At 62.6% G+C, this 17,776-nt stretch carries 19 protein-coding genes; 11 read left to right on the top strand and 8 right to left on the bottom strand.

Annotation, left to right across the window (positions count from 1 at the left end):
• Positions 1-9: 9 nt before the first annotated feature.
• Positions 10-1,440 (bottom strand): sodium:solute symporter family protein, encoded by a 1,431-nt coding sequence (locus FZZ85_RS07470; protein WP_226413730.1) that lies wholly within the window; start codon positions 1,438-1,440, stop codon positions 10-12.
• Positions 1,441-1,755: 315 nt separating this feature from the next.
• On the opposite strand from FZZ85_RS07470, the gene FZZ85_RS07465 reads away from it, so the two are divergent.
• The 3 genes from FZZ85_RS07465 to FZZ85_RS07455 are packed head-to-tail and all read left to right on the top strand — an operon-like array spanning position 1,756 to position 5,092.
• Positions 1,756-3,231: a circularly permuted type 2 ATP-grasp protein gene (locus tag FZZ85_RS07465; RefSeq protein ID WP_226413883.1), complete on the top strand. Its 1,476-nt coding sequence runs from the start codon at positions 1,756-1,758 to the stop codon at positions 3,229-3,231.
• Positions 3,225-4,220, top strand: a complete 996-nt coding sequence (locus FZZ85_RS07460; protein ID WP_226413728.1) for an alpha-E domain-containing protein — start codon at positions 3,225-3,227, stop codon at positions 4,218-4,220. The genes FZZ85_RS07465 and FZZ85_RS07460 overlap by 7 nt, the downstream gene beginning before the upstream one ends.
• Positions 4,193-5,092, top strand: a complete 900-nt coding sequence (locus FZZ85_RS07455; protein WP_226413726.1) for a transglutaminase family protein — start codon at positions 4,193-4,195, stop codon at positions 5,090-5,092. Before FZZ85_RS07460 ends, FZZ85_RS07455 begins: the two co-directional genes overlap by 28 nt.
• Here the strand turns inward: FZZ85_RS07455 and FZZ85_RS07450 are convergent.
• From FZZ85_RS07450 to FZZ85_RS07440, 3 genes are all read right to left on the bottom strand, one after another.
• On the bottom strand, positions 5,080-5,571 hold the full coding sequence (locus FZZ85_RS07450) for a redox protein (RefSeq protein ID WP_226401098.1): 492 nt from the start codon (positions 5,569-5,571) through the stop codon (positions 5,080-5,082). The genes FZZ85_RS07455 and FZZ85_RS07450 overlap by 13 nt on opposite strands.
• 79 nt (positions 5,572-5,650) lie before the next feature.
• A complete protein-coding gene (gene moaA, locus FZZ85_RS07445; protein ID WP_226413724.1) occupies positions 5,651-6,694 on the bottom strand; it encodes a GTP 3',8-cyclase MoaA in 1,044 nt (347 codons plus the stop codon).
• Positions 6,691-7,275: a molybdenum cofactor guanylyltransferase gene (locus FZZ85_RS07440; protein WP_370631154.1), complete on the bottom strand. Its 585-nt coding sequence runs from the start codon at positions 7,273-7,275 to the stop codon at positions 6,691-6,693. The genes moaA and FZZ85_RS07440 overlap by 4 nt, the downstream gene beginning before the upstream one ends.
• Positions 7,276-7,549: 274 nt before the next feature.
• Between FZZ85_RS07440 and FZZ85_RS07435 the strand changes: the two genes are divergently transcribed.
• Positions 7,550-9,091 (top strand): NarK family nitrate/nitrite MFS transporter, encoded by a 1,542-nt coding sequence (locus FZZ85_RS07435; protein WP_226413720.1) that lies wholly within the window; start codon positions 7,550-7,552, stop codon positions 9,089-9,091.
• A gap of 82 nt (positions 9,092-9,173) precedes the next feature.
• The gene (locus FZZ85_RS07430; RefSeq protein ID WP_226413718.1) at positions 9,174-11,405 is read left to right on the top strand and encodes a molybdopterin oxidoreductase family protein; all 2,232 of its coding nucleotides are present in this window, start codon (positions 9,174-9,176) and stop codon (positions 11,403-11,405) included.
• Here the strand turns inward: FZZ85_RS07430 and FZZ85_RS07425 are convergent.
• Positions 11,386-11,853 carry a nitrate reductase associated protein gene (locus FZZ85_RS07425; protein WP_226413716.1) on the bottom strand — a complete coding sequence of 156 codons (468 nt, stop codon included), beginning with the start codon at positions 11,851-11,853 and terminating at the stop codon, positions 11,386-11,388. The two genes, FZZ85_RS07430 and FZZ85_RS07425, sit on opposite strands and share 20 nt — an antisense overlap.
• A 278-nt stretch (positions 11,854-12,131) precedes the next feature.
• Here FZZ85_RS07425 and FZZ85_RS07420 point away from each other — a divergent pair, with 278 nt between their 5' ends.
• Genes FZZ85_RS07420 through FZZ85_RS07405 form a run of 4 tightly spaced genes read left to right on the top strand, consistent with a single transcriptional unit; the run spans position 12,132 to position 14,875 of the window.
• The gene (locus tag FZZ85_RS07420) at positions 12,132-12,443 is read left to right on the top strand and encodes a hypothetical protein (RefSeq protein WP_226413714.1); all 312 of its coding nucleotides are present in this window, start codon (positions 12,132-12,134) and stop codon (positions 12,441-12,443) included.
• 26 nt (positions 12,444-12,469) lie between these two features.
• On the top strand, positions 12,470-13,168 hold the full coding sequence (locus FZZ85_RS07415; protein WP_226413712.1) for a carbonic anhydrase: 699 nt from the start codon (positions 12,470-12,472) through the stop codon (positions 13,166-13,168).
• The gene (moaC, locus tag FZZ85_RS07410; protein ID WP_226413710.1) at positions 13,165-13,641 is read left to right on the top strand and encodes a cyclic pyranopterin monophosphate synthase MoaC; all 477 of its coding nucleotides are present in this window, start codon (positions 13,165-13,167) and stop codon (positions 13,639-13,641) included. The genes FZZ85_RS07415 and moaC overlap by 4 nt, the downstream gene beginning before the upstream one ends.
• Positions 13,625-14,875, top strand: coding sequence for a molybdopterin molybdotransferase MoeA (locus tag FZZ85_RS07405; RefSeq protein ID WP_226413708.1), 1,251 nt, complete (start codon positions 13,625-13,627; stop codon positions 14,873-14,875). The genes moaC and FZZ85_RS07405 overlap by 17 nt, the downstream gene beginning before the upstream one ends.
• On the opposite strand, the gene FZZ85_RS07400 is transcribed toward FZZ85_RS07405, so the two are convergent.
• Positions 14,860-15,669 (bottom strand): hypothetical protein, encoded by an 810-nt coding sequence (locus FZZ85_RS07400; protein WP_226413706.1) that lies wholly within the window; start codon positions 15,667-15,669, stop codon positions 14,860-14,862. The two genes, FZZ85_RS07405 and FZZ85_RS07400, sit on opposite strands and share 16 nt — an antisense overlap.
• A 59-nt stretch (positions 15,670-15,728) precedes the next feature.
• Between FZZ85_RS07400 and FZZ85_RS07395 the strand changes: the two genes are divergently transcribed.
• Positions 15,729-16,592, top strand: a complete 864-nt coding sequence (locus FZZ85_RS07395; protein ID WP_226413704.1) for an NAD-dependent epimerase/dehydratase family protein — start codon at positions 15,729-15,731, stop codon at positions 16,590-16,592.
• Here FZZ85_RS07395 and FZZ85_RS07390 read toward each other — a convergent pair.
• Together FZZ85_RS07390 and FZZ85_RS07385 are read right to left on the bottom strand one after the other, a co-directional pair.
• Positions 16,556-16,984: a molybdenum cofactor biosynthesis protein MoaE gene (locus FZZ85_RS07390; RefSeq protein ID WP_226413702.1), complete on the bottom strand. Its 429-nt coding sequence runs from the start codon at positions 16,982-16,984 to the stop codon at positions 16,556-16,558. The two genes, FZZ85_RS07395 and FZZ85_RS07390, sit on opposite strands and share 37 nt — an antisense overlap.
• A gap of 3 nt (positions 16,985-16,987) precedes the next feature.
• Entirely contained in the window at positions 16,988-17,224 is a 237-nt protein-coding gene (locus FZZ85_RS07385) for a MoaD/ThiS family protein (protein ID WP_226413700.1), read from the bottom strand.
• A gap of 45 nt (positions 17,225-17,269) precedes the next feature.
• Here FZZ85_RS07385 and moaB point away from each other — a divergent pair, with 45 nt between their 5' ends.
• Entirely contained in the window at positions 17,270-17,767 is a 498-nt protein-coding gene (moaB, locus tag FZZ85_RS07380; protein WP_226413698.1) for a molybdenum cofactor biosynthesis protein B, read from the top strand.
• Positions 17,768-17,776 lie beyond the last annotated feature (9 nt).

Genomic DNA, 17,776 nt, shown 5'->3' with positions numbered 1-17,776 from the left:
CCGTTTGGATCATCCCTCCTCCTGCAAAAAGGTGAAGTCAAAGCGTTCCGGCCAGATCCGACTGCCCATCAGCATCACAACCGCCGACACGGCCGCCGAAAACACAGCAGCGCAATAGGGCGCGATCAGCACATAGGCGAGCAGGCCCACAACGCTGCCGGCAAGCATGGCCGCAATAGCAGCCGTGCGGTTGGCCGTGCGCCAATACAAACCGCACGCCACAGGCCAGACCGTGGAGGCCACCAGGGCACCGGTGAAGAACAGCACCGAAGCCAGCGAATCCAACCTCGGCCAGGACAGCGCCAGGGTGACGACGGCCAACCCCACCACCATCAGCCGCGCCGCCTGCTTCAACTGCAGGTCACTGGCCTGGGGCCGCAACAGGCGAAAATAGACATCCTCCGCCAGCAGATCGGCGGTGGACGCCAGCAGCGAGTCCAGGGTGGAGGTGAGCGAGGCAAACACCACCACAAACACCAAAGCCGCTCCGCCAGCCCCGAGCAGATCAGCCGCCATCACTGGGAACACCATGTTCACCTGCTCGAGGGGCAACTCACGCGCCAGGGCCACCAGGCCGATTGAGCCCGTCACCATCGGCACGCTCATCCAGGCGATTCCCCCCAATACAAAAGAGGTCATCACCACCGAACGCCGACTGGCGAAGACCCGGGACCACCAGATGTTGTTGTGAAACACTTCGCCCATCGAAAAGAGGGCGGAATTCCAGGCAATCAACAAGCCCGCCGGCAACAGCAGATCAAGCCGATCGGGATGCCGGGCCAGCAAGGAAGCATGCACCTCGGGCATAGGGAATTGCCGGAAGGCGAGCACCGCCACCACCGCCAGCAGCACCATGATCAACAGCGACTGAATGAAATCGGTGCCGATCACGGCCCGCATTCCGCCGAACAGGGTGTACACGGTGGCGACACCAATCACCACCACCATTCCCACGTGGTAGTCGAAGCCTGAAAGGGCCTGCAGCAGCAGGCCAGCACCCATCGCCTGGGTCATCAGAAAGCCCAGGGTGTAGACCGCGGTGATCAGCATGAACACCCACCAGGCCAGACGCCCGTAGCGCAGGCGAATGAAGTCGCCGCTGGTGCGCCCGTTGGGCATCAGTTGCTTGATCCGCGAAGCCAGGGGGGCGAACAAAATCAGGCCAAGCCCGGCCAGGGCATAGCTGAACATGCCCCAGAGACCGGTTTTGTAGCCGAATTCAGGGGCGAGCAGGGTGGTGTTGCCGGTGACCCAGGAGGCCATCAACGTGGCCGTACTCAGGGCCAGCCCGATGTTGCGCCCCGCCAGCATGTAGTCGTCGGCATTGCCTTGCCCGCGCCGGCCCCAGGCAATCCCGAGCGCCACCCAGAGAACAGAGAACAGCACCACCAGCGCCCAGGCGATCCCGGGCTGTAGGAAGGGAACCGAGTCAGCGGACATCCGTCGACCCCCTGCGGTTCCAATAGATATGTCCGCGCAGAATCATCACCACCGTCGCCGCAGTCACAACGGCACCAAGGGCAAAGATCAGTCGGGCCCAGAGCAATTCATCCAAGGCGAAGAGCGTTTGAAATCCAAAAACAGATAAGCAAAGGAGGCACCAAACCCTCGCCCTGCGCCCTCCATACAGGTGCCTACGGATACCCAAACATCAAGCGATCAGCACCATGTCGCCTGAAATTGCGGAATGTGTAGCAACTACACCCAAAGGGGGTTGGGGCGACGCCTTGGATGACATACGCGCAGACCATCGGAATGTTCACCGACTACAAACCCACGGTCGGCTTCGACGAATATTTCTGCAGTGAAACGGCGAGACCTCGCGACGATCTGGCCACTCTGCTCACATCACTGGGGCAGCTGGGATTACCCGAGCTCAACCGCAGCCATGCCTCGGCCAGCCAGCTGCTGCGTCGCCTCGGCGCCACCTTCCGCTTGAACGATTCCGGGCTCAAGGGCAGTGAACGGATTCTTCCTTTCGATCCCTTGCCCCGACTGATCGGCCGCAGCGACTGGATCAACCTGGAGCGGGGACTACTGCAACGCCTGGAAGCCATCGACTGCTTCCTCGCCGACATCTACGGCCCCCAGCAGATCCTCAACGACGGTGTGATCCCGCGTGAAGACGTGGAAAGTTCCTCCGGTTGGCGACCCCAGATGCAGGGCATCAGTCTGCCCCTCAACCGCTGGTGCCACATCTCCGGGCTCGACCTGATTCGCGACGGCAATGGCACCTGGCGTGTGCTGGAAGACAACCTGCGCTGTCCATCGGGGGTGGCCTATTTCCTCGAGAATCGTCGGGTGATGAAAAGGTTGTTCCCTGGCCTGTTCGAGGGCCGTGCCGTTCAACCAATCGACGCCTATCCCTCCCATCTGCTGCGCACCCTTCAGGACCTGGCGCCCTGGAGTGACAGCCCCCGCGTGGCGATCCTGACCCCCGGGGTGTTCAACAGCGCCTATTTCGAGCACAGCTATCTGGCCCAGCAGATGGGCATTGCACTGGTGGAGGGACGCGACCTGGTCTGCGAAGACGGCCGGGTGTGGATGCGCAGCACCAGTGGCCTCGAACCCGTGGATGTGATCTACCGCCGCATCGACGATGATTTTCTTGATCCCACCGTGTTCCGCAAGGACTCAATGCTTGGGGTGCCGGGAATAATCGATGTGCTGCGGCAAGGACGGGTCGCCATCGCCAATGCTCCTGGCACCGGCGTCGCCGACGACAAGCTGATCTATGCCCATGTGCCGGGAATGATCCGCTACTACCTCGATGAGGAGCCAATCATCGAGAACGTTCCCACCTATCTCTGTGCCCGGCCAGACGATCAGCGCTATGTGCTCGAACACCTCGAGCAACTAGTAGTGAAATCAGTGGCGGAAGCCGGGGGCTACGGAATGCTGATCGGCCCCCAGGCCAGCCGATCGGAACTGGCTGACTTCGACACCAAGATCCGTGAGAATCCACGCAATTTCATCGCACAGCCCACGCTGCAGCTCTCCACCGTGCCATCCCTTAGTGACGGTGAGCTCTACCCCTGCCACGTGGATCTGCGCCCCTATGTGCTGCGCGGCGCCAGCAACTGGGTGAGCCCAGGGGGGCTGACGCGGGTGGCCCTCAAGCGGGGCTCACTGGTGGTGAATTCATCCCAAGGGGGCGGTTGCAAGGACACCTGGATCGTCGACGACCAACGGATAGCAGCACCGCAGCCAAAGGAGGCTGTGCCGTGTTGAGTCGCGTCGCCGATTCGCTCTACTGGATCAATCGCTATCTGGAACGCGCCGAAAACATCTCGCGTTTTCTGGAAGTGAGCGAAGCGATGGCGTTGGACTGTCCTCCGGGCAGCGCCGAGCCTTGGCTGCCCTTGGTGGAGGTGACGGGGGATCGCCACCGCTTTGATACGGCCTATCCCGATGCCACGCCGAAACAGGTGGTGCGCTTCCTGCTGCTGGACCGCAGCAATCCCAACAGCATCGTGAGTTGCATTGCGATGGCCCGGGAAAACGCACGGCAGATCAGGGATGTGATCACCACGGAGATGTGGGAGCAGATCAATGATCTGCACTGGACCCTGCAGGACGACGAAGACATCTGGCGGGAACCGGTGCAGGAGCAACTGCGGATCATTCGGCGTGGCTGCCAGCTCATGTACGGGATCACTGACACCACCCTGAGCCGTGATCTGAGCTGGCTGTTCAGTCAGCTGGGACGTTTGATCGAACGCGCCGACAAAACCTCCCGCATCCTCGACGTCAAATACTTCCTGCTGCTGCCCTCCCCCGAGGAGGTGGGCGGCGTGCTGGATGAATTGCAGTGGATCACCCTGCTGCGCACAGCGGGCGCCTATCAGATGTACCGCCAGAGCGTGCAGCAAGCGATCAGCCCTGCAGCGGTGGCCCGCTTTTTGCTGCTGGATCCCAGCTTTCCTCGATCGGTTCGGTATTGCCTCCAGGGCATCAGCGACACCTTGCAACAAATCCAGCAGCACCCGAGCCAAGACACCCCAGATGACCTCGACTGCTTGCGCGGACAGCTCCTGGCCCGCTGGAGCTATGTGCGGATCGACAACTTGATCGAAGCCGGTCTGCATGAAGCTATTGACCAGCTTCAGCAGGACCTCAACCAACTTCACAGCCTGATCCAGACCCGCTACTTCACCAGCGCCGACCTCCGTTCCGTTCCCACCGATCCCGCATGCGCGCTCTCATCGTTCACCGCCTGACATATCGGTATGAAGCCCCGGTGTATCTGGGAGAGCATCGCCTCTGTCTGAGACCCCGAGGGCAAGGGTTTCAGACCCTTCTGGAGCATCAACTGAGCGTGCTGCCGGAACCGGAACAACGTCGGGAACTGGTGGCCGCCAGCGGCGACGAAATCCAACGGCTCCGCTTTCTCGGCAGCACTGATGAACTGATCTTTGAAGCCCGCAGCCTGGTGGAGACCCGACCGGCACCTCCGCTAGAGATCTGCTTCAACGGACTCGAACCACCCTTGCCTTACCCGCAAGGGCAGCTCAACAGCGATCTGCAGGGAGCCTTGGAAGGCTGGTTGCCCAATGGCCAGCACGAACCTGCGGCCATAGAGCTCACCCAGGAAGCGCTGATGGGAAGCAACCAGCAGACCCTGGCCTTTCTGAAGCAACTGATTGAACTGATTCAAGAGCGGGTGAAATACACCCAACGCCATGTGGGGCCGGCCTGGCCAGCGGGCCGAACCCTGCGCGAGCGGATCGGCTCCTGCCGTGATCTGGCCATGTTGATGGTGGCCTGCTGCCGCGTGGTGGGTCTTCCCGCCCGCTTCGTGAGCGGCTATCAACTGCAGCAACCTCCCCCGAAGGACTACGACCTGCATGCCTGGGCGGAGGTCTACCTGCCAGGAGCGGGCTGGCGCGGCTTTGACCCCAGTGCCGGCGTGGAAGTCAACGATCGCTATGTGGTACTTGCCACCTCGTCCAAGCCCGAACTCACCGCAGCCGTGAGCGGCAGCTTCAGTGGTCCCCCCGAAACCACAAGTGAACTGAATTGGCAGATACAGATCAACGAGGAAACCTCCGGAACGGAGACCTCCTCACGAAACTTGGTTCAGGCCGCCTGAAGCAGAGGTTCCACCCCATGCAACTGGGGCTTCGGAGCCGAGCTCAGTGTGGCTGCCATCAAGGCCGGGATCTCGGCGCTGTTGTAGACGCGAAATTCCTGCACCAGAGAAGCGCCTTCCTCACGAACCGCCTGGTTCAAAACGACGGAACCATCGGGATCGGAGATCGAGCGGTGGAAGGTGCCGGGGGGGATACGAAGGATGTCACCACCGCTCTCGAGCCGAACGATGTGAAATGGCTTTTCCCAGGCCAGGTTCACCAAGAAGAAGGTTCTGCCGCCACTGGCCGCAAGCAGATTGTCTTCCTGATGGGGATGCAGATAAAACTGCCAGGCTCCGCTCTCAGGATCATTAGGAGGCGACACTGCCGGGCCGCTGTGAATTACCAGGTCGCGCGCATTCGAGGTGTCCACGGTGACGTCGAAAAAACGAACCGACGGGGTGTCGCGGAAGCGCTCGTAGGCCAGCAGTTCAAACATGTCGATGGATCCTTTTGGATCCTTCAGCTGCCCCGTTGTACCGGGAGCATCACGCAAAAACGGTGACGATCACGACGGTTCAGCCCCCCAGGTATGCCATTTCCGCATGGGTTGACGCAGCGGCGGCTGGATCACGCTCCTCGCTGTAGCGGTCTTGGCGCCGCTGCCAGAGCTGGCGCATGGCCTGCTCAAGCTGAAGCTCCGACGCGAGCGCGGGCTTGAGATCCGTGCCATCAGCCGAGAACAAACAGGTGAAAGCCTGCCCATCGGCGGTGACACGCAACCGGTTGCAATCACCGCAGAACGGCTCACTGATGGAGGCGATCACACCGATGGATCCTGCGCCATCGCCATAGCGCCAACGTCGAGCCGTCCCACCCTGCGGACGACCCATAGGTTCAAGGGGCCAACAGGCGTGAATACGCTCCAGCATCTGCGCCGCCGGCAGCACCTGGTCCAGCGTCCACTGGTTGCGGTTGCCCACATCCATGTACTCGATCAAGCGCAGCTCCACCCCCTGCTGCCGCGCCAAACCGGCCAAGGGCAGCAGCTGATCGTCATTGATCCCCCTTTGGATCACAGCATTGAGCTTGAGCTCACCGAAGGAAGGGTCAAAACCAGCAGCCTGTGCCGCCGCGATTCCGTCCTGCACTTGGCGCACCAGGCGGTCCCCAGCCACGGCGCCACCCTGAAGACCAGCCATGCGCGCCGCTGCCTCCCCTTCCGCTGCATCGAGGCTGATGGTGATGCGATCCAGCCCTGCGGCACGCAACGCCCGCGCTATCGGTTCCGACAACAGCACCCCGTTGCTGGTGAGCGCCACCGACTGAAGACCGGCGATCGGATCCGAACAATCCCGCCGGGCCTGCGCCACCGCCTCCAGCAAAGGCATCAAGCGCCGACTCAACAACGGCTCTCCACCGGTGAGCCGCAGTGTCTGTGCCCCCAGGCGCGCGGCCACACGAATGACGCGCAGCTGCTGCTCAAGCGTGAGCAGACCAGGGGGCTCCTCCACATCCGGACAGCAGTACGGACAGGCGAGATTGCAACGGGCCGTGAGCGACAGCCGCAGCACCCCGATGGGCCGGTTGAAACGATCTGCAAGCGGCAGCGGAGTGCTCATTCCTCCAACGCTGCCAGATCTGCAGGACAGTTGGCATTCAACAAAGCTTCTGCAGGCAAGCGCACCGTCTGATGGGGAACGCGGGTCAACCAGTCCATCCAGCGCAACTCACCGCGTTGGAGTTGCTGATCGAGGCAGGGGCGGAAAGGAGAACCTGAGGGGATCACCGCCAGCAACGGCTGCAGCCGCTGCCCGTCATGGGCCACCGCTGCTTGCTCCGGGGCACGATTCCAGGCTGCGATGAGCTGCTGGACAACGGCGGTGCGCAAAAGCGGCATGTCCACCGGCAGCACCAGCAAGGCCTCGCCGGGCATCGGAGACAGCACCTTGGCCAACGCCTGCAGTGGGCCATTCCAGGGAGGGAGCTCCAGCAGCACGGAACATCCGGGCCGGTGGGTCAGCAGCTCTGCGTGCGCGGCATGACGACTCAACACCTGTACCGGATGGCCGAGGGGCAGCAGCTGGTCGACCAGGGCCGTGAGCCAGACACCGCCAGAGGGATGCGGCAACAGTGCCTTATCACGCCCCATGCGACGGCTACTTCCGCCACTAAGTAAACAAACCCGCAAGCCTTGGCTCACATCGCCAACCAACAATCTGAACCAGCGAAGTCCAACAGCCCACAAAAGTTGCAACCGCTACCAAATCATCGCGGCACAAGAACACCTGATCCGATCAATCAGCCAAGTTGATGTTTGCTGGGGAACAGAAAAATAGAAATCGGTAACCAATCGGACCAAACATGGGCCCGACGAATTGATTAACTGCGCGGGTTAAACGGATTCTTTTTTCGACCGTTTTGCCATCCCCGGGCACCTTTCCTTTTGAAGCCCGTGGTTCCTTCTCTTCTCCTCAATGCTTGGCGACCTTTGGTCGTTCCAGGGCAGGTATCGAACCCTTCACCTGACCTGGATCGCCTTCTTCCTGACCTTCGTGGTCTGGTTCAACCTGGCCCCTCTGGCCACCACCGTGAAAGCGGATCTCGGACTGACCGTTGGTCAAATCCGCACCGTGGCCATCTGCAACGTGGCCCTCACCATCCCAGCGCGCGTGCTGATCGGCATGCTGCTGGACAAATTCGGACCCCGGATTACCTACTCCTCGATCTTGGTGTTCTCGGCGATTCCATGCCTGCTGTTTGCTTCCGCTCAGGACTTCAACCAGCTGGTGGTGGCCCGTCTGCTGCTCTCCATCGTCGGCGCTGGCTTCGTGATCGGCATCCGCATGGTGGCCGAGTGGTTCCCGCCCAAGGAAATCGGCCTGGCTGAAGGCATCTACGGCGGCTGGGGCAACTTCGGCTCCGCCTTCTCCGCCCTCACCATGGTTGCCCTCGCAGGCTTCCTCTCCTTCTCCGGCGGCTTCGAACTGCCCACCGGCGCCGTTCTGAACTGGCGCGGTGCAATCGCTCTGACCGGCATCGTCTCCGCTGCCTACGGCTTCTTCTACTTCTTCAACGTCACCGACACCCCCCCCGGCAAGACGTATCAGCGCCCTGCCAAGACCGCAGGTCTGGAAGTCACCTCCATGCGCGACTTTTGGGGTCTTCTGGGCATGAACGTGCCCTTCGCAGCCATCCTCTGCGTGCTCTGCTGGCGTCTCGGCAAGGTGGGCTTCCTAACCGCTGCCACCTACCCGCTGGCCCTCGGTGCCGTCGCCGTCTGGTTTGCCTTCCAAACCTGGGGAATCATCCGCACCAACCGCGACCTGATCCTTGGCAACAAGGTTTATCCCAAGGAAGACCGCTACGAGTTCCGCCAGGTGGCGATTCTCGAGCTCACTTACATCGTGAACTTCGGCTCCGAACTAGCCGTGGTTTCGATGCTGCCTACCTTCTTTGAAACCACCTTCGATCTGCCGAAGGCCACCGCCGGAATCCTGGCGTCCTGCTTCGCTTTCGTGAACCTTGTGGCGCGCCCTGCCGGTGGACTGATCTCCGACCGCGTCGGCAGCCGCAAGAACACCATGGGCTTCCTCACCGCCGGTCTCGGGGTGGGGTATCTGGTGATGAGCATGATCAAGCCGGGCACCTTCACCGGCACCACCGGCATTGCTGTTGCCGTGGTGATCACCATGCTCGCCTCCTTCTTCGTGCAGTCCGGTGAAGGCGCCACCTTCGCGCTGGTGCCCCTTGTCAAACGTCGCGTTACCGGTCAGGTTGCCGGCCTGGTTGGTGCCTACGGCAACGTTGGCGCTGTGACTTACCTGACCATCTTCAGCCTCCTGCCGATGTGGATGGGCGGCGGCGGCGAACCCACCCCCGAGGTGATCGCGGCTTCCAACAGTGCCTTCTTCCAGATCCTGGGCGTGGCCGGTCTGATTGTGGCCTTCTTCTGCTTCTTCTTCCTGAAGGAGCCCAAGGGGTCCTTTGCAGACCTGCACGAAGGCGAAACCGCCTGAGCCATCTCCGTCCGCAGCACCCTGACGCTGCACAACGACCCGGAGCTTCGGCTCCGGGTTTTGTTCTTTTTTTGGTTCCTCAATGACCAACTCACCCCGCAGCGTGCGCAGCCAGTGCCCCTACTGCGGCGTGGGTTGTGGCCTGGAGCTTTTGCCTCCTGCCGTGAAGGGTGAGGCCGTGAAGCGGGATGCTGAGGGCAACCCGATGTGGACCGCCCGCGGCGACCGCGGGCACCCCTCCAGCCTTGGCCAGGTCTGCATCAAGGGTGCCACCGTCGGCGAAACTCTGGCTCCAGGCCGCCTGCGCCAACCCCTGTTCCGCCAGACCCTCGAGGACGACTTCGCTCCGATCAGCTGGGACGACGCCCTCAACAAAATCACCGGTCAGATCCAGGCGAGCGCGGCGCGGCGCGGCAACGCCGATGGCATTGCCATGTATGGCTCCGGTCAGTTCCACACCGAGGATTACTACCTGGCCCAGAAACTGCTGAAAGGCGCCCTGGGCACCAACAATTTCGACGCCAACTCGCGGCTGTGCATGAGCTCAGCGGTGGCGGGCTACACCCGCAGCCTGGGCTCCGATGGTCCCCCCTGCAGCTATGAGGACCTCGACCACTGCACGGTGGCGTTTCTGATCGGCACCAACACGGCCGAATGCCATCCGGTGCTGTTCCAGCGGCTGCTGAAGCGAAAACGCAAAAACCCAGGCAGCTTCAAGATCGTGGTGGTGGATCCACGCCGCACTGACACCGCTAAAGCCGCCGATATCCACCTGCCGATTGCACCGGGCAGCGACCTGGCCCTGCTGCACGGCATCGCCCACCTCGTGCTGCGAGAAAACGGCCAGGACCCGGCCTTCATCGACGACCACACCGAGAATTACGACGCATTTTTTGACGTCGCCGCCCGCTGGACCCCCCGACGGGTGGCCCTCTTCTGCAACATCCCCGAAAAACGCCTGCGGGAAGTGGCGGCACTGTTCCACCGGCGCGAGAAGGTGCTCAGCCTTTGGTCGATGGGGGTGAACCAACGCCGTGAAGGAACTGCTGTGGTGCAGGGGTTGATTAATCTGCATCTGCTCACCGGCCAGATCGGCAAAGAAGGAGCTGGTCCGTTTTCCCTCACCGGCCAACCCAACGCCATGGGCGGACGCGAGGCCGGAGGCTTGGCCCACCTGCTGCCGGGCTACCGCCTGGTGGCCAACGCAGAACACCGCGCCGAAGTGGAACAGGCCTGGCAGCTGCCGGCAGGACGAATCAACGCCAAGCCCGGATTGGCGGCCTGGCAGCAGATCGAAGCCATGGAACATGAGGAGCTGGATCTGTGGTGGGTGGCCGCCACCAACCCCCTGGTAAGCCTCCCGGATCTGGACCGGGTGAAATCGGCCATGCAGAAGTGCCCGCTGGTGGTGGTAAGCGAGGCCTACGCCGACTCAGAAACGTCCCACTACGCCCACCTGCTTTTGCCCGCAGCCCAGTGGAGCGAGAAGGCCGGCGCCATGACCAATTCCGAACGGCGGGTGACCTACTGCCCGGCCTATCGACGCCGCTTCGGCGAGAGCCGTCCCGACTGGGAAGTGTTTGCCGACGTGGGCCGCCGCCTGGGTTACAACAAGCAGTTCAACTTCGGTTCAGCGGCTGAGGTGTACGCCGAATTCACGGCTCTCACCCGAGGCAGGCTTTGCGATGTGAGCGGCCTAAGCCATGAACTGCTGGACAACGAAGGACCGCAGCAATGGCCCTATCCCAGCGGCAGCACCCCCACCACAGCAGCCAAACGCCTCTACGAAAACCATCAGTTCGCCTCCCCCACCAAACGCGCCCGCTTCAGCACCGATCAACCGCTCGGATTGGCGGAACCCCCCTGCGAGACCTATCCGCTCGTACTGACGGTGGGCCGCTACCTAGGCCAATGGCACACGATGACCCGCACTGGCAAGGTGGAACGGCTGATGAAACAGCATCCCGAGCCACTGCTGGAGATTCACCCAGGTGACGCTCAGGAGTTAAAACTGCGCAACGGCGAGCTGGCGGCGATCAGCTCACGCCGCGGCCACCTCACCGCCACGGTGAAAGTCACCGATCGCATCCGGCGTGGATCGGTCTTCCTGCCAATGCACTGGGGGTTCACGCAGGAGAAGGCCTGCGAAGCGAACACCCTCATGCACGACGAGGCCTGCCCTGTGTCGAAGCAGCCTGAACTCAAGGCCTGCGCGGTGATCGTGGCTCCAGCCGTCTCGGTAGTGAAGCCAGTTGAACAGCAGAAAGGAAGGTTGGAGGCCCTGCGCCGGCTGCTCACACCAGCACTTCGCTGAAAGCTGCCTCAAGGTTGTGGTGATCGTGCCCCGGCCGGGCCAGCTTGCACAACGCAAAGCGATCCAGCTCACTGAGCTTGGTCCATTGCTCAAGAGTCAGCACCACACCCCGCACTGTGGCCGCCTCCTGCACCACAGCGGGCATCTGCGCATGCTGTTGCCAGGGGGAACCGCTCACTGGTGGCAGATCCTTGGCCATTCCATCGGCCATAGGGCGCGTGCAATCGCGCAGGTGTTGGCGAAGCTGCTCGAGAGCATCGGCCGCATCCGACCAATCCACCAAGGCTTGACGTTGCTCCTGGGAAAGTTCAAGCCAGTGGTTGAGCTTTAACTTCACCCCACACAGATCCAATTTGCGTCGCACACACAGGGGAATGCAGCGCCAGTTGCCGATGAAGTCCTGCTCAAAGGCAAAGCAATGGCTGGCGGAATCACGACGGCTGGACATCAACCAAAGCCTTGATCGGTGTCAATGATGACAACGGAAGTCCACGAAAACAGAGATGTTTACTTTGATACAAATGATGGTCTGTGCGCTTCGCTCTCTCCCTTGGAATGTTGCTGGGAATGTCCCATGGATGGGTCACGGCTGAAGCACTCCAACAACAACCCATGCAGGGCTTTAATCCCATAGAAACTGTTAATTCCGCTACACAATTCAGCTCATTTAGTAGTCATTCACACCAATTCTTTCCATACTGAAGCTCTGTTTAAAGAGTTTCTGCCGTGACCAGCAGCATCTCGTCCGCTTCCGGCCGCAGCCCCATCACCCTGGCCGCCGGTTTCCTGGGTGCCTTCATAGTTGGTTCTCTTGCCGTGCAGCTGGTGCGCAGCCAGACGGCCTTCGTTCAGGCCGGCGCCACTGGCGTGGAACCGGTGATCGCCGGGCCTGCCGCTCTCTGGGCTCCCTTGGCCGAGCGCGACATCGCCAGCGCCAACTCAGGCGCAACGGCCCAACCCGCTGCTGCCATCCAGCCCGCTGTGGAACCTGTTGTGGGTTCCGAAGCCACCCTCTGGGCACCCTTCGGCCAGCGCTGATCGCACGGGCTAAATAAGGTGGCGGCATGGGGATTCAGCGCCGCCACTTCCTCCAGCAAACGGGCGGTCTGGCCTTGACCGCCCTGATACAAGCGCGGCCTGTTGACGCTGCGGAGGAAGGGTTCTGCGTTCCCGACGATCCACTCCAGGCCCTGATGGCGGGGAACCGCCGGTTTGCCAATGCCTGGCGCCGAGCCGAGCAAAACGAGGGAACGACGCTCCGAACGGCGGATCCCGACCCGCGCTGCTTCAACTCCCCCAATGCTTTGGCAACCAGTCAACATCCCTGGGCCACCGTGCTTACCTGCTCTGATTCACGGGTGGCGCCTAGCTGGGTGTTCGACACCACCCCTGGCGAGCTGTTCGTGATCCGCAACGCCGGCAACAGCGCCTTCACCGAAGCCATTGCCTCCATTGAGTACGGCGTCAGCGTTCTCAAGACGCCACTGCTGATGGTGATGGGGCACAGCGGCTGCGGAGCCGTCACGGCGGCAATGGACGGCAACCCGCTGACTCCTTCCCTAGACCGGCTGATCCAACCCATCCGGAAGAACATCAACGGCAGCAGCAATCTCGAGGAAGCCGTGAAGCGCAATGCCCTCGCCAGCGCCTCCACCTTGATTCAATGCAGCACCGTTCTGGCCGACGCCAAAGCCAGTGGTGCGCTGAAACTGGTGGTGGGTTGTTACCAACTCAACAGCGGTGTTGTCACCTTGATCGAATGACGCAAAACCTGAGTCATCTGAACCAGCAAGGCGAGGTTCACATGGTGGACGTGGGGGACCGTCCAGCCACAAACCGCGAAGCCCATGCCCGTGGGGCCATTCGCATGGAAGCCTCAACCCTCAGCCTGATCCAGCGGGGCGAGACTCCAAAAGGAGATCTTCTGGCCGTCGCCCGGGTAGCAGCGATCCAGGCAGCCAAACGCACCTGGGAGCTGATTCCCCTGTGCCATCCCCTGCCACTCAGTGGCATGGATGTGTCGATCGACGCCGACGCATCGCTCCCTGGCCTGGTCGTCCACTGCCGTTGCCGCACCACAGGCCAAACCGGGGTGGAAATGGAAGCGATGACGGCGGTGTCCGTGGGGCTGCTGACCCTTTACGACATGCTCAAAGCGGTCGATCCAGCCATGACGATCGAGGCGATCCAACTGGAGTTCAAAGAAGGAGGGCGGAACGGTGTCTGGAAACGCTGAGCCCTACGGACGCGAAGGGCTACCCCTGGAGGAGGCACGTCAACGGGTTCTGGCGGCACTCCAGCCGATCACCGCACAGAGAACCGTTCCCCTGCAACAGGCCCTTGGCCGGGTAAGCGCAGCGGATGTGTTGGCCTGCGCGGCCGTTCCGGGGTTTCGGGCCTCGATCATGGACGGCTACGCCCTGGGGCAAAGCCACCAGCCCAAGCTTGGGGAGACTTGGCAGCTGAAGGGACGCTCCGCCGCCGGCCAACCCTTCTACGGGACCCTGGCCAACAGCGATGCGATCCGCATCCTCACAGGCGCTCAACTGCCGGACGGTGCCGGCTGGGTGCTGCCCCAAGAGCTCATCAGCGTGGACGGCACCAGCCTCCAGCTGACAAAAGAGGCATCGGATCGTCCCTGGATTCGCCCCGAGGATGAGGAATGCCGACCAGGAGACCTGCTGCTGGCCGCTGGCCAGCGACTGGGTGCCGCCGATCTCGCACGGCTCGCCGGCTGCGGCATCGCCGACCTGACCGTTGCTCAGCAACCCCGCATCGGGCTGCTGATCAGCGGTGACGAGCTGGTGCCACCCGGAACAGCGCGAAAACCCGGTGCCATCTGGGAGAGCAACGGCACGCTTCTGGAGACGATGCTCCGGGCCCTCGGGCAGTCAGTGACCCGGCGACTAGTGGTGGCCGATCAACCCGACGCTCTGCGGCAGGCTCTGCTGGATCTGGCCCATGACTGCGACGTGGTGGTGAGCACCGGCGGCGTCTCCGCCGGCGACACCGACTGGATCCGGCCCCTGATTGCGGAGCTGGGCACTATGGACTTCTGGAAACTGTTCCTGCGTCCGGGTCGTCCCTTCGCCTTCGGCAGCATCGGTAAGGGAGTGCCATTTTTCGGACTGCCGGGCAATCCCGTGGCGGCGGCGGTCTCTGCCCTGCAACTGCTCTGGCCCGCCCTGCAGGTCCTGGAGGGCCAGAGCGAACCGGAGCTGTTCCCCCGAGTAATGGTGGAACTTGCCGACTCGTTGTCTCGCCGACCGGGACGACCGGAACTGGCCCGGGCCCGCCTCGACACCAACACCGCAGGGACTCTGCTGGCACGGGTGGATGGCTCACAGGCCTCATCCCGGATCGGTTCGCTGCAACACGCCGATCTGCTGTTGGAACTGCCGGCTGAAGCCGGCCCACTGGAAAGCGGCACCCGCCTCTGGGCCCAGGTGATTCGTCAGCGGATTTTCTGAGCCAGATCAGGCTGAAAGTGTCGGCGCTCCCAGGCCATGAGCTGGCCCGATGCATCGAAATGGATGCTGATCTGCTGAAACAGCGCAGCACCTAGACGGCCACCGATCTCGAGGCTGAAGGGCTGCTGGGGAATCTCGCTGGGCACCGAGAAAACCAAGCCGTCGGACATCACGGCTGAGCAGTCGTTATGCAACAGCTGGCTTGGATCGAACACCAGCGGATCAGCGTCCTCAGCCTGGCCGTTCACCCCCGCTTGCGGCCTGAGCATCTGCCGCTTACCGCTCCATCCCTGCACCGGCGCCAGCAGGGCCTGGGGTGTCCCGCATGCGGGACGGTCGGGTTCGGGATCGAAGCTGTTCAAGCAACGGAAACCCACCGCCCCAACACGCTGCAAACGCCAGCTGCCGTCAAGTGGTTCCCAGAGCAGCACCAGCATCGAGCGGGAACGACCGCAGAACAGGTTGATCTCATGGCCGAAGCGGGGGCGATCGGGATCAAGCTCCAGGCTGGACTGACCTCCCGCCCCGGAAAACTGCCAGCAGCCTCCACCGGCGTTGTAGGTGGCCCGACTGATGGGATAGGTGGCCTGGCCCCCGGAGGCCAAGGCCAGACCCGATCCATCCCACACCCCGTGGTCGTCATCGGAAAAGGAAATCGCGTAGGTAGTGGGGTCAATCCGACGGGACGGACGGTGCATATCCAGCCGACCGCTGCCGTTCCGCTCAAACCAATGGCCACAGCCCTGCCAATGGCCCGCGAAATTGCGGCGGTTGAGGGTCCATTGATCGGTCATGTCAGTGACGGCATGGAGCGGTGGATCTCCTTAGGGTCGCCCCAACAGGCATCCCCACCATGGACCTGACGATCGTTGGCTGCGGCTATGTGGGGCTCGCCCTGGCGGAGCGGCTGCAACCGAAACGGCCACAACTGCGACTGACACTGACCACCACCAGCAGCGAACGGCTGGAGCAACTCAGCCCCCTTGCCGATAGAGTGGAGGTGTGCGACGCCACCGACCCCGCACAATTGCTGGCTGCCCTTCGGCAGAGAAGCAGCGCCGTGTTCTGCCTCGGGCCCAAGGGAGATCGCCAGGTGGATGCCAACGGCTACCGCCACACCTTCGTCGATAGCTTCCGCTGCCTGACGTCGCTGTTGCCACAACTGCCGGAACTGCGGCAAATCGTCTACACGGGCAGTTGCTCGGTGTACGGCGATGCCGAGGGGGACTGGGTGGATGAGCAAACACCGCCCGAACCAGGCCGCGGCCATGGCGATGTTCTGCTGGAGGGCGAATACCTGCTCAGCGGCATCAGCGACCGGCGGGTATGCATCCTGCGACTCGGGGCGCTGTATGGCCCTGGCCGCGAACTTGATCAACGCTTGCGCGGGCTGGCCGGGCTGGAACGCCCTGGCAGCGGAGCGACCTACAGCAACTGGCTGCATGTGGCGGATGCCGCCGGCGCCCTGGAAGCAGCTCTCGATGCTGAATGGGCCGGCCTGGTGAATGTGGTCAACGACGAGCCGATTCGGCTGCGGGATCTGGTGGGGCGCAGCCTGCAGCGCCAGGGTCTGGCCCCCGTGCGCTGGCTTGGGCAGGACACACCGGGTTCAGGGGGCCGACGGATTCTCAACACCCGGCTCAAACAATTGGGCTACCAACTGCAGCACCCGAACCTTGATCAGAGCGGCGTATTGGCCACCAGCCAGGTGCCCTGACCAGCGCACCACTCCCGCTTCCAAAACGGGGCCTGGTGCTTGAGCTGCTCCAACAACGCGGCAGAGCAGCGTTGCGCCGCCCCACGACGATCGGCCTGCACCGCCACCAGCACGATCGGCTCACCGGGGGCGAGCCGGCCCACCCGATGCAGCACCAAAATCGGCCCCGCCCGGTGCTCCTGCTGCAGACGCTGTGCCATGGCCGTGATCTGACGTTCGCAAAGGCCGGGGAAGTGCTCCAGCTCCAGCGCCTCCAGAGGCCGACCATCCGTCGTGGTGGGACGAACCCGACCAATGAAAATCGCCGCGGCCGCTTCATCACCACCCCAAAGCGCAAGCTGCTGCCAAGGATCAAAGGGATCCGGGCACACCTCGACACGGCAACCGGTCACGATTCAACCCCCCGTGAACGGTGGAAGAAAAGCCAGCTCATCACCGGCCTGCAACGGCTGATTGGCACCGACCAACTCCTGGTTCACAGCAACGCTGATGCCCTCAAGCGGGCCAAGATCCAACTGGTTCCAGACCTCACGGGCCGTCGATACCCCTGGGGTGAACGGAAGAGAACGCTCGGCCCAACCGGCGCGTTCTCGCAGTGAAGCGAACAGCAGCACCTTCAGCACCACGTCCATGGCAGCTGGAGCGGTTCTAGCGTCCGAAGGCTCCGCCGCTGTGCCATGGGCCTGTCCATCGCCCTGCTCACCATCTCCGACACACGCACCTTGGCGGACGACAGCAGCGGAGATCAGCTGCTGCACAGCCTTGAAGCTGCCGACCATCGGCTTCACGAGCGACAACTCTGTCCGGATGATCGCTATCAAATCCGCCGTGAACTAAGCCGCTGGATCGCCGATCCTGCAGTTGATGTGGTGATCACCAGCGGCGGCACCGGTCTCACCGGCCGCGATGGCACCCCCGAAGCGGTGGCACCGCTGCTGGACAAAACAATCGAAGGATTCGGGGAATTATTCCGCGTGCTCTCCTTCGAGAGCATCGGCACCAGCACCCTGCAAAGCCGCTGCCTTGCTGGGGTGGCCAACGGCACGTTTGTGTTTGTGCTGCCGGGATCTCTTGATGCGGTGACCACAGCCTGGAACCAGCTAATCCGGGCTCAGCTCGATGCCGACACCCGGCCTTGCAATCTGGCCCAGCTCCGGGCTCGCTTAAAGGAATAGAGCGGAGCT

Source organism: Synechococcus sp. MU1642, from assembly GCF_020514115.1.
In the GTDB taxonomy this organism is placed as follows: Bacteria; Cyanobacteriota; Cyanobacteriia; order PCC-6307; family Cyanobiaceae; genus Parasynechococcus.
The sequence above is the reverse complement of the archived record's forward strand: the minus strand, read 5'-3'. Positions and strand labels throughout refer to the sequence as shown.